Source organism: Stenotrophomonas sp. YJH_SMC_4 (assembly GCF_059371575.1).
In genome coordinates this window covers 61,141-72,305 of the sequence record NZ_JCAFUR010000014.1, presented here as the reverse complement: position 1 = coordinate 72,305, position 11,165 = coordinate 61,141, and the positions used below count along the sequence as shown (strand labels likewise).

At 66.2% G+C, this 11,165-nt stretch carries 9 protein-coding genes; 3 read left to right on the top strand and 6 right to left on the bottom strand.

Going from position 1 to position 11,165, the window contains the following annotated elements; all coding sequences use genetic code 11:
• Nucleotides 1–268: 268 nt before the first annotated feature.
• The 3 genes from AC5P9F_RS16560 to AC5P9F_RS16550 form a co-directional block, all read right to left on the bottom strand.
• Complete coding sequence (locus AC5P9F_RS16560; RefSeq protein WP_049397846.1) at nt 269–1,918, bottom strand: phosphoethanolamine transferase; 1,650 nt, start codon at nt 1,916–1,918, stop codon at nt 269–271.
• Nucleotides 1,915–2,667 carry a phosphatase PAP2 family protein gene (locus AC5P9F_RS16555; protein ID WP_005410619.1) on the bottom strand — a complete coding sequence of 251 codons (753 nt, stop codon included), beginning with the start codon at nt 2,665–2,667 and terminating at the stop codon, nt 1,915–1,917. The genes AC5P9F_RS16560 and AC5P9F_RS16555 overlap by 4 nt, the downstream gene beginning before the upstream one ends.
• A gap of 111 nt (nt 2,668–2,778) precedes the next feature.
• Nucleotides 2,779–4,482, bottom strand: coding sequence for an ArnT family glycosyltransferase (locus AC5P9F_RS16550; protein ID WP_005410618.1), 1,704 nt, complete (start codon nt 4,480–4,482; stop codon nt 2,779–2,781).
• 131 nt (nt 4,483–4,613) lie between these two features.
• Here AC5P9F_RS16550 and AC5P9F_RS16545 point away from each other — a divergent pair, with 131 nt between their 5' ends.
• A complete protein-coding gene (locus tag AC5P9F_RS16545; RefSeq protein ID WP_005410617.1) occupies nt 4,614–5,327 on the top strand; it encodes a response regulator transcription factor in 714 nt (237 codons plus the stop codon).
• Nucleotides 5,314–6,600, top strand: coding sequence for a sensor histidine kinase (locus AC5P9F_RS16540; protein WP_005410616.1), 1,287 nt, complete (start codon nt 5,314–5,316; stop codon nt 6,598–6,600). Before AC5P9F_RS16545 ends, AC5P9F_RS16540 begins: the two co-directional genes overlap by 14 nt.
• Nucleotides 6,601–6,686: 86 nt before the next feature.
• Here AC5P9F_RS16540 and AC5P9F_RS16535 read toward each other — a convergent pair whose 3' ends face one another.
• A complete protein-coding gene (locus tag AC5P9F_RS16535; RefSeq protein WP_005410615.1) occupies nt 6,687–7,076 on the bottom strand; it encodes a VOC family protein in 390 nt (129 codons plus the stop codon).
• A gap of 127 nt (nt 7,077–7,203) precedes the next feature.
• Between AC5P9F_RS16535 and AC5P9F_RS16530 the strand changes: the two genes are divergently transcribed.
• Complete coding sequence (locus tag AC5P9F_RS16530) at nt 7,204–8,454, top strand: DUF819 family protein (protein ID WP_005410614.1); 1,251 nt, start codon at nt 7,204–7,206, stop codon at nt 8,452–8,454.
• Nucleotides 8,455–8,805: 351 nt separating this feature from the next.
• Here the strand turns inward: AC5P9F_RS16530 and AC5P9F_RS16525 are convergent, their stop codons facing one another.
• Both AC5P9F_RS16525 and AC5P9F_RS16520 read right to left on the bottom strand, forming a co-directional pair.
• A complete protein-coding gene (locus tag AC5P9F_RS16525; protein WP_043034532.1) occupies nt 8,806–9,030 on the bottom strand; it encodes a YbdD/YjiX family protein in 225 nt (74 codons plus the stop codon).
• A complete protein-coding gene (locus AC5P9F_RS16520; RefSeq protein WP_005410612.1) occupies nt 9,030–11,111 on the bottom strand; it encodes a carbon starvation CstA family protein in 2,082 nt (693 codons plus the stop codon). The genes AC5P9F_RS16525 and AC5P9F_RS16520 overlap by 1 nt, the downstream gene beginning before the upstream one ends.
• Nucleotides 11,112–11,165 lie beyond the last annotated feature (54 nt).

The window sequence follows — 11,165 nt, the reverse complement described above, 5'->3', positions numbered from 1 at the left end:
CCCAAGGTCGTTCCAACAGATCGCGGAAATCTGTCGAAGGCGGGGTGGGTCCGGTTGCGGGGGCGTGAGCCGCATGGATGCGGCGACCGAGCTTACATGGACGTACTTGCAGCGTCCCCCGCAACCGGACCCACCCCGCCAATCCACGGAATGCCAGCTTTTGCTTTTGCTTTTGCTTTTGCTGTTGCTGTTGCTGTTGCTGTCGAGGCTGCCGGCCAGCGGCCGGCACTACCGCAGGTGCAGGGCTGCAAGCCCTGCCGAACAACCCTCAACCTTCGCAGTTGGCGAACAGGTCGCGATCGCGCTCGTACAGCGAGGTCTTGACCTGCATCAGGCCCAGCACCGACGGGAACAGGTTGTCGTGGTCGGTATAGGCCGCCGAACGCTTGCGCACGCACTGCAGGTCCAACCCACGGCTGCTGGCGAAGCCCGGCGAGAACCACATCGTCATCGGTACGCGGGTCTGCTCGGCCGGAGCGATCGCATACGGCACGCCATGCAGGAACAGGCCCTTCTCGCCCAGCGATTCACCATGATCGGACAGGTAGATCATCGCCGTGTCGTAATCCTGCATGCCCTGCAGGGTGCCGATGGTCTTGCTCAGGAAATGATCGGTGTACAACACCGCGTTGTCATAGCTGTTGGTGATCTCTTCGCGAGAGCAACGGCCGATGTCACGGGTGTCGCAGGTTGGCTTGAAGCGCGCGAAGGCTGCCGGGTAACGCTCGAAGTAGGCCGGGCCGTGGTTGCCCAGCTGGTGCAGCACCACCACGCGGTCGCCGGGCTTGGCACGCACCTGGGTGGCCAGGTCCTGCAGCAGGATCTCGTCCATGCAGCGGCCATCGGCGCACAGCCCCGGGGTGGTCGCATCGGACAGCGACTGGAACTCCAGCCCTTCGCAGACGCCCTTGCAGCCGGACTGGTTGTCACGCCACAACGGTGCGATGCCGGCGCGGTTCAGTACGTGCAGCAGCGACTGGTGTGCACGGATCTTCTTTTCATCGTAGTCGTGGCGTCCCCACGGCGAGAACAGGCACGGCAGCGACACTTCGGTGCTGGTGCCGCAGGAGTGCATGTCGGGGAAGTTGATCACCGGTGCCTGGGCCAACTCCGGGGTGGTGTTGCGGCCGCCGTTGAGCCCCCAGTTCTGCGCGCGCACGGTCTCGCCCATGACGATCACCAGCAGGCGCGGCTTGCTGGCCAGGGCGCGTGGCGTGGCCTTGGCGTCGGTGCCGATCGGCAGCTTCGGCGCGCGCTGCACCGGATTGTCGCCACGCAGCGCGCGCGGCATACCGAGCAGCACGTTGGCCGGTGTGGCGAGATAGCGTACTTCGCGCTGGTTGCGCATCAGCGCCGAGACATCCTGGAACGAGATCAGCGCACCGCCAACTGCGGTCGCCGCCGCCACGACCAGGAAGCCGAGTCGCCACAGCAGGCTGCGGCCCCAACTGCGTCGGCGCAGCTGCACGCGCCACAGCACCACCATCGGCAGCACGGCCAGCAGCAGCAGCGGCCACAGCAGCGATACGGTCATCAGCTCGCGGCTCTCCTTCGGGTCGGTCGCCAGCACGTTGCGCAGCATGTCCGCATCCAGATAGATGTGGTAGCGGCTCATGTAGTGCGCAGCGAACGCCGTCACCAGCAGCAACAGGCTGATTGCCACTTTGGCATTCCAGCGCCAGACCAGGATGCCCAGCAGCACGCCGTGCGCGCCCAGCAGCAACAGCAGCAGCGAAAGCGCGTAACGCAGGCTGCCCGGATGGCTCGCCATCGCGCTGTGCCAGAACAGGCCGTTGCCGGCCACCGCGAAGAACAGGCTGGTCAGCGCGATCAGTGCTTCCGTGGAGAGCTGCGGCCGCCAGTTGCGAAGACCCGCAAGGGTGGGGAGGCGGGCGGAGCGTTGGACCGATGCACTCATGCGTTTGCCTCCTGGCGGTGGGGACGGTCCAGCTGACGGTGGATCAGAACATACAGGCCCAACGAAAGCAGCCAACATATCAACGCGGTGGCGATGTCATGCGAAAGGAAATGGGCGCCCCGCAACTGCTGGCTGATCCCGAACACCAGGCCGGTGCCGAGGCCGATCCAGAGCCCGGTCCAGCGCCAGGACGGCCGCCACAGCAACGCGAAGAAATACAGGCAGAGCCACGCATAGCCTGCGCTGGCGTGGCCTGCCGGGAAGCAGGCCTGTGCCGGCATGCCTTCCGGGCGCAGGGTGAACAGACCGATGAAAGGCTGGTGGCCACCGTAGCGCAGCAGGTCCCAGGGGCATTCCATCGGCACCAGCGACTTCAGCAGGGAGATCACGCCGGTGCCCAGTGCCATGGCAATCACGACATAAAGCAGCGCCCATTGCAGGGTGCGATCGCGACCCCTACGCCAGTGGTGGAAGCACAGCAGGGTCACGACCAGCGCTGCCGCCGTGCTCAACCATTTGCCGGCCTTGTGCACGACGCTGCGGGTGATCCAGGCGTCCTGCAGCGCCCAGTGGCTGCCTTCAAGACGGAACAGGTGATCGGCCACCCATTGATCACCGCCGAAGTCCATCAGCAGCGTAAACAATGGCAGGCCGATTGCGACAGGCAGCCAGAGGTGAGTTACCGCAAATCGAGACGCCAGTGGTGATGTCGCAAGCGGCGCTACCGAATCAAGGGGACGGACGGGCATGCTGGGAAGGGGCGGTTCGGGAATCCGCGCTCATGCTCGTCACCTTGATGTCGGAGAAGGGTCGGACGCCCGTTCGCGCCGGGTTAATGAGTCCCCGGCGCATGTCAACGTTCAGTCTTCTTCGGCAGTCGATCCTGTCCGCTCGGCGTGACACTCCGGGTTCCATGCGGTACCGGGAAGCAGTTGCCAACGATTCCTGTTGGCAACACCGATGTCGATCACTTTGGCCGGATCCACGCAGGGGCTCATCGCATCGTCCAGCACCAGCAGCCAGCGCTTGTCCGGCGCCTCAGCGAGCCAAGGGCCGGCGTCATGCCATTGCTCTGCCCAGGGCCGCTTGAAGCCGAATTCGCGTACCGGGCGGTCGGCCTGCAGCAGGTTCTGCTCGCGCCAGGCCACCAGCGCCAGTTCGGCATCCGGTCCGATCCGCGCGCCGACCCGGCGCATCAGCGCTGACGCCGATGCATAGGGATCCAGCGCCGGGATCAGTACCAGGCCGTAGAGCATCCACAGCATGCCGTGGGTCAGCAGCACCAGCGTCGCCGCGCGGCGCACCCGCAACCACACGATCAGCGTGGCCAGCGCGATGGCGAAGGTCAGCAGGCCATCGCCCAGCACCGGCAGCAGGGTATCGGGCATGGCGCGGCGTTCCAGCTGGGCCACCGCCCAAGCGTGTTCGGTCAGCAGCATCACGCCCAGCGTGCCAGTGGCCAGCATCAGCACCACGCTGTAGCCGAACAGGTAGCGGCGCACGCACAGGCGGCGCAGCAGGCCGGGCAGCAGCGGCGCCACCGCCAGTGCCATCGCCGGCAGCATCGGCAACAGATACACCTCGCGCTTGCCCGGGCTGGCGCTGAAGAACACCAGTACCAGCACGGCCCAGCCCAGCAGCAGCCACTGGCGGCGGTCGCCACGGCGGATACGGCGCCACCAGGGCTTGAACAGCATCGGCAGCAGCAGGCTGCCCGGCAGCCACAGGGTAAGGATCACCTGCAGGTAATACCAGGCGGGCTGCCGGTGGTGCCACGCATTGGCATAACGGGTGCCGGTCTGCTTGAACAGCAGCTCGTGCGCATAAGCCTGCAGTTCGGCACTGGGCGTGTGCAGCAGGGCCCAGCCCAGCGGCGCCAGCCACACCCCGACACCCAGCAGGAAGGCCGGGATCAGCCAGAGCAGGGTTGCCGGATGCGGACCTTCCACCGTGCGTCCGCGGCGGCGCTGGTACAGCCACCAGCCGAACCAGGGCAGCACCATCAGCAGCGGCAGGAACCCCACGCCCTTGGTCACCGTGCCGACGCCTGCGGCGAAGCCGGCCAGCCACAGGGCGGGCAGGTTGCGGCGTTCACACAGATGACGCATCAGGCCCCAGAGGGCCACGGTGGTCATGCCCACCAGCACCATGTCGATCTGCGCACGCTTGGCCATCAGCCCGAACTGCAGGGTGCAGAACAGCGCAGCGAGGGCGTAGATGGAATGTCGTGGCGACCACAGCCGCCGCGCCAGGTCCGACACCAGCCACAGGCTGAGCAGGGCGCCCAGCAACGACGGCAGCAGGAAGGACCACTGCCAGCTGCCGACGATCTCGTAGGCGGCGGCCTGCAGCCACATGAAGACGGGTGGCTTCTCCGCATACAGTTCCACGCCACGGTGCGGCAGCAGCCATTGCCCGCTCTCGACCATGGTCCGGGCCGCCAGCACGAAGCGCGGCTCGTCCGGCGGCTGCGGCTGCCGAAGGCCGATCCCCGCTGCCAGCGCAGCAATGATCAGCAGCCACAACAGGGGCAGGCGCCAACGGCGGGGCAGGGCTACGGGCACGGCAGGCTCCGGGAGCAAAACGGCCATTCTGAGGTGGCAGGGGTGGGAAAAGCGTCAGAGCGGCGCCGGGGCGACCGCATTCCGACATGTGCGGCGCTACCATGGTACGAACTTCCGTGGATGTTTCGTGCATGCGTCTGTTGGTGATCGAGGACAACCGCCAGCTGGTGGCCAACCTGTTCGACTATTTCGAGTCGCGCGGGCACGTGCTCGACGTGGCGCCGGATGGCATCACCGGACTGCACCTGGCCGGGAGCCATCCGTATGACGCCGTCATCCTGGACTGGATGCTGCCGCGCATGGAGGGCCCGGAGGTGCTGCGCCGGCTGCGCGCCGAGCATGCATCGGAAGTGCCGGTGATCATGCTGACCGCGCGTGACGAGCTGCCGGACAAGATTGCGGGCTTCCGCGCCGGTGCCGACGACTACCTGACCAAGCCGTTCGCACTCCCGGAGCTGGAGGTGCGGCTGGAAGCGCTGCTGCTGCGTGCGCAGGGCCGCAACCCGCGCAAGCGCCTGCAGGTGGGCGATCTGGTGCTGGATCTGGCCACCCTGGAAGCCCAGCGCGGCACCCAGGTGCTGCACCTGTACCCGGCCTGCCGCAAGCTGCTGGAAGTGCTCATGCGCGCCAGCCCCGGCGCGGTGACCCGCCAGCAGCTGGAATTCGCTCTGTGGGGCGACGAACCGCCGGATGGCGACCTGCTGCGTTCGCATGTCTACGAGCTGCGCCGCAGCGTGGACGGACCGTTCGCCGAGAAACTGATCCATACCCTGCCGCGGGTGGGTTACCGCTTGGCCGTGACCACGCCCAGCGATGCCGGCAAGGATGATGATGAAGGCGAGTAAGCCGGGGCCGTTGTACCGGCGCGTGGTGTGGTGGTTGCTGGGCTATCTGGCGCTGCTGTCGATCGCGGTGTTCAGCGTCGGCAACTACGTGCATGAACATGCGGAGCACGCTGCCTGGCGCGCGCTGCTCAATTCCGAACTGGACAGCATCGTCGAGCACACCGAGCACGAGCCGCACTATCGCTGGCAGGACTCGGACACGCTCAGCCTGTTCCGCTTCGATGAAGGCAACATGCCGGAAAGCGTGCGCATGCTGCACCCGGGGCTGCATGACGGGGTGCCGATCAACGGGCGGCAGACTGCGGTGATGGTGCGTGACACCGGCTCGATGGGGCGGGTGGCGCTGGCGCTGGACATTTCCGACTTCCATGACCTGGAACAGTTCGCCACGCGCTGGGTGATGCTGGCCGGGGTGATCATGATCTTCGTCACCGTGCTGATGGCGTCGTTCGGCATGGAACGCATGGTGCGCCCGTTGAGCCTGCTGGCGCAGCACATCGCCGCGCTGCGGCCGGGCGTCCAGGGCCAGCGCATCGAGGTCGACCCGCGCGGCAGCTCCGAGCTGCACACCATTGCCGATGCACTGAACGACTATCTGGACCGCAACGAGCAGTTTGTCGAACGCGAGCGGGTGTTCATCAGCACCGCCAGCCACGAGCTGCGTACGCCGATTGCGGTGATGACCGGTGCCGCAGAGCTGGCACTGGAACAGCCGGGCCTGCCCGAGCGCGCGCGCCAGCAGATGCAACGCGTGCTGCGCACCGCGCAGAGCGTGGAGCAGCTGATCGAACTGCTGCTGGTGCTGGCCCGTGACCCGGCGCGCCTGGCCGCACGCGCCGAGCGCATCGCCCTGGACCAGCTGCTGCCGGAAATCGTCGACGACCATCGTCACCTGCTCGGTGACAAGGACCTGAGCATCGGCATCCAGGCGGCCCCGGTGGATATTGTCGCGCCGCTGGCCGTCGTGCAGGCCGCGATCGGCAACCTGCTGCGCAATGCCATCGAGAACAGCGGGCGTGGCCACATTGAGTTGCGCCTGAGCTCGTCGGCGGTGCTGACCCTGCAGGATCCGGGACATGGCATGAGCCCGGAGGAGATTGCGGCGATCCACGCGCGGATGGCCCGTGGCGAGCGCGCCGACCGTGGCGGCGGCATCGGCCTGGACCTGATCGCCCGGCTCTGCGAGCACCTTGGCTGGACCCTGCAGCTGCAGCCCTGCGAGCCGCGTGGCACGCGCGCCACGCTCGATTTCAGCGCTTCACGTCCGGCCTGAACCGGCCGTCCTGGTAGATGCCAACCTTGGTTGGCATGCTGCCCGTCGACCAAGGTCGACGCCTGCCCACGCAATGTCCGTTCGCATTACCGGCCGTTCGGCCGCGCCACATGCTGGTCGATCAGGATCACATTGCCGTCGGGATCGGCCAACTGCAGGTAGCCGGTGCCCCGCCCATGAGGGTCGGTACGCACCGCCAGTTCAATGCCCTTCGCATCCAGTTCCGCCTGCAGTTCACGCACATCCTGGAAGTGGGGCAGTTCCTGCTTGTGCTGGTCCCAGCCCGGGTTGAAGGTGAGCAGGTTGCCCTCGAACATGCCCTGGAACAGGCCGATGACAATGCCGTTGTTGCGCATCACCAGCCAGTTCTGCGCCGGCTCGCCACCGGTCACCGAGAAGCCCAGTGCTTCGTAGAAGCTGCGGGAGGCCGCCAGGTCCCTGACCGAGAGGCTGACGGAGAAGGCGCCGAGCTGCATGGGAGTGGCTCCGGGAAAGGGCAGCCGGCACTGCAGCATGACCCGGCGTGAAGACAATGTTAATCTCGGGGTGCGCCGCTTCATGCGGCGCTTTTTTTTCCCGCTCTTTCGATCGACAGAGGATCCCATGCCGACCGAACCCGCTACTGCCCTGATCAGCAACGACATCGTTGGCCTGGGCCTGATTGCCGCCACCCTGGCCCTGATCTTCTGGGCTGCCAGTGGCCCGACCCCGTTGTTGAAGAAGATCTTCGCCTGGGTGCCGGCGCTGCTGCTGTGCTACTTCGTCCCCGCCATCTACAACACCGCCGGTGTCATCGACGGCCACAACACCTCGCTGTACAACCCGGTCGCGCGTGACGTGCTGCTGCCGGCCGCGCTGGTCCTGCTGACCCTGTCGATCGACCTCAAGGGTATTGCCAAGCTCGGCCCGAAACTGCTGATCGTGTTCTGCGCCGGTACCGCCGGCATCATGCTCGGCGCCATCGTCTCGTTCCAGCTGATGAAGCTGATCCACCCCGAAACCGTGGCCGGTGATACCTGGGCCGGCATGGCGGCGCTGGCCGGCAGCTGGATCGGCGGCGGCGCCAACATGGTGGCCATGCGCGAAGTGTTCGGCACCGATGCCACCACCTTCGGCCAGTTCGCGGTGGTCGACGTGGCCTGCGCCAGCCTGTGGATGGCCATCCTGCTGTTCCTGGCCAACCGCGCGCAGCAGATCGATACCCGCAACGGTGCCGATACCCGTGCCATCGACGAGATGAAGGCGCGCATCAGTGCCTACGAGGCGCAGAACGCGCGCATTCCCAGCATGACCGACCTGATGGTGATCGTCGGCGTGGCACTGGGCGGCGTCGGCCTGGCCCATGCCATCGCCGCGCCGCTGGCGGGCTGGTTCAAGGCCAATGTCAGCTGGGCCAGCCAGTTCAGCCTGGACAGCCAGTTCGTGTGGGTGATCCTGCTGTCCACAGCGATGGGCCTGGGCCTGAGCTTCACCCGTGCGCGCCGGCTGGAAGCTGCGGGCGCTTCGCGGCTGGGCACGGTGTTCCTGTACTTCCTGATCGCCTGCATCGGCATGCAGATGAACCTGCTGTCGCTGCTGGACCGGCCGTGGCTGTTCCTGCTCGGCGCGATCTGGATGGCCACGCATGTGCTGGTGCTGTGGGTGGTGGCCAAGCTGCTGCGCGCGCCGCTGTTCTTCTTCGCGATCGGTTCGCAGGGCAACATCGGCGCAGCCGCTTCGGCCCCCGTGGTGGCTGCGGCGTTCCATCCGACGCTGGCTCCGGTGGGCGTGCTGCTGGGCACGGTGGGCTACGCCACCGGCACCGGGCTGGCGTATGTCACTGGCCTGATCCTGAAGTGGATGGCCAACGGCTGAGTCCGGGCCGCCCCGGCGTCATGCCTGCGTAGATCCACGCCATGCGTGGATGCATTTCATGGGCCTCCATGAACATGGAAGGGGTCAGATCCGTTTCCCGGAGGAAACGGATCTGACCCCTGATGCATCTCGCCGTCACCGGAAATCTGTCGAAGGTGGGGTGGTGTCGGATGGCGGGGTGTCCGCGGCATGGATGCCGCGGCCAAGCCCCCAGGGATGGGTTTACGGCGTCCCCGCCATCCGACACCACCCCGCCAAGCACACAGAAACCCAGAGCCGACGCCTCAGCTGTTGCCGTTGCTCCGGCCTCTGCGGGCGCCGGGCTGCAAGCCCGGCACCCACCCTGGAACCTCAACAGCAGCGACCACCGTTGCGTCCGCTGTAGCGCGCTTCCTGGCGCTCGCGGAAGAACGTCTTGTAATCCATCGGCTCCTGGTCCGGATGCTTTTCCAGCATGTGCCGGACGTAGTTGTCGTAATCAGGAATGCCACAGCACAGTCGGGCGGTCTGCACCAGGCGCCGCCAGATGCGGCGGTGTGCCTGGTACTGGCCGGCGGGAACCAGTTGCGTGCTCATCACAGATCCACCATTTCATGCGGCTTCAGCGCCACGTACGGGGTCTCGCGGTCGCTGCGCTGCGGATTGCGGCGGGCCGCCAGGATGGTCTTGATCGAATACACCAGCACTGCGCCCACCACCAGCAGGAACAGCGCGGTCAGGCCGGTGTTGACGTAGGCGTTGACCACGATCTGCTTCATCTGCGCCACCGATTTGGCCGGTGCCGTGATGGTGTCGCTGGCGAGGGCGGCCTGGAACTTGTGTGCCTGGGCCAGGAAGCCCTGCGCCGGATTGCTGTCGAAGATCTTGATGAAGCCGGCGTAAGTGGTGCAGATCAGCAGCCAGATGGCCGGCACGGCCGTCACCCACGCATAGCGGTCACGCTTCATCTTGAACAGCACCACCGTGCCCAGCATCAGCGCGATACCCGCCAGCATCTGGTTGGAGATGCCGAACAGCGGCCACAGCGTCTGGATGCCACCGAACGGATCGACCACACCGGTGTAGAGCAGGTAGCCCCACAGCGCCACGCAGCCGGCGGTACCGATGATGTTGGCGGTCCACGATTCGGTCTTCTTCAGGGCCGGCACGAAGTTGCCCAGCAGGTCCTGCAGCATGAAGCGACCGGCACGGGTGCCAGCGTCGACTGCCGTGAGGATGAACAACGCTTCGAACAGGATCGCGAAGTGGTACCAGAACGCCATCATCGCGTCGCTGCCACTGGGAATCGCTTCGTGCAGGATCTGCGCGATGCCCACCGCCAGTGTCGGTGCGCCACCTGCGCGATGCAGGATGGTCGGCTCGCCGATTGCCGCCGCGGTCGCGGTCAGCTGCTCGGGCGTGATGGTGAAGCCCCAGGTGTTGGTGATGTAGTGCGCCGCCGAGGCCGCATCGGCACCGATCACCGCCGCCGGGCTGTTCATCGCGAAGTAGATGCCCGGATCGATGATCGAGGCCGCCACCAGCGCCATCACCGCCACGAACGATTCCATCAGCATGCCGCCGTAGCCGATGTAGCGCATGTGCGCTTCATTGGCCAGCAGCTTCGGCGTGGTGCCGGAGGAAATCAACGCGTGGAAGCCGGAGACCGCACCGCAGGCGATGGTGATGAACAGGAACGGGAACATGCCGCCCTTCCATACCGGGCCATCACCACTGGCAGCGAACTGGGTCAGCGCCGGCATCTTCAGTTCCGGCATCACAATCAGGATGCCGACGGCCAGTGCGATGATGGTGCCGATCTTGAGGAAGGTCGACAGGTAATCGCGGGGGGCCAGCAGCAGCCACACCGGCAGCACCGAGGCGACGAAGCCGTAACCGATCAGCATCCAGGTGATCTGGGTGCCGGTGAAGGTGAAGGCCGGGCCCCAGACCGGATCGGCGGCGACCTTGCCGCCGTACCAGATCGCGGCCAGCAGCAGGATCAGGCCGACCACCGAAATCTCGCCGATCCTGCCGGGGCGGATGTAGCGCATGTACACGCCCATCAGGATCGCGATGGGCATCGTCGCGATCACCGTGAACATGCCCCACGGGCTTTCGGCCAGCGCCTTGACCACCACCATCGCCAGCACCGCCAGGATGATGATCATGATCAGGAACGCACCGAACAGCGCGATGGTGCCGGGCACCTGGCCCATCTCTTCCCGCACAAGATCGCCCAGGGAGCGGCCGTTGCGGCGGCTGGACAGGAACAGGACCATGAAGTCCTGCACCGCGCCGGCCAGCACCACGCCCACCACCAGCCACAGCAGGCCGGGCAGGTAGCCCATCTGTGCGGCCAGCACCGGTCCCACCAGCGGGCCGGCACCGGCAATGGCGGCGAAATGGTGACCGAACAGCACGTGCTTGTTGGTCGGCACGTAGTCCAGGCCATCGTTGTTGATCACCGCCGGGGTGGCCCGGGTCGGATCCAGCTGCATCACCTTGTTGGCGATGAACAGGCTGTAGAAGCGGTAGGCCACCAGGTACAGCGAAACGGCGGCGACGACGATCCACAGGGCATTGATGTGTTCGCCGCGGCGTAAGGCCACGGTGCCCAGACAGAAGGCGCCGAGCAGGGCGAGTACCGCCCAGCCTATTTTGGAAAACCCTTTCATGAGGTGCTCTCTCCCGGAAAGACAGTCAAAGAGTCCCGCGTGCCCTCGGCAGGG

Bases quoted from the DNA above. Each gene is read 5' to 3' on its own strand.
- AC5P9F_RS16560 (WP_049397846.1), bottom strand. From the start codon at position 1,918: ATGAGTGCATCGGTCCAACGCTCCGCCCGCCTCCCCACCCTTGCGGGT.
- AC5P9F_RS16555 (WP_005410619.1), bottom strand. From the start codon at position 2,667: ATGCCCGTCCGTCCCCTTGATTCGGTAGCGCCGCTTGCGACATCACCA.
- AC5P9F_RS16545 (WP_005410617.1), top strand. From the start codon at position 4,614: ATGCGTCTGTTGGTGATCGAGGACAACCGCCAGCTGGTGGCCAACCTG.
- AC5P9F_RS16540 (WP_005410616.1), top strand. From the start codon at position 5,314: ATGAAGGCGAGTAAGCCGGGGCCGTTGTACCGGCGCGTGGTGTGGTGG.
- AC5P9F_RS16535 (WP_005410615.1), bottom strand. From the start codon at position 7,076: ATGCAGCTCGGCGCCTTCTCCGTCAGCCTCTCGGTCAGGGACCTGGCG.
- AC5P9F_RS16530 (WP_005410614.1), top strand. From the start codon at position 7,204: ATGCCGACCGAACCCGCTACTGCCCTGATCAGCAACGACATCGTTGGC.
- AC5P9F_RS16525 (WP_043034532.1), bottom strand. From the start codon at position 9,030: ATGAGCACGCAACTGGTTCCCGCCGGCCAGTACCAGGCACACCGCCGC.
- AC5P9F_RS16520 (WP_005410612.1), bottom strand. From the start codon at position 11,111: ATGAAAGGGTTTTCCAAAATAGGCTGGGCGGTACTCGCCCTGCTCGGC.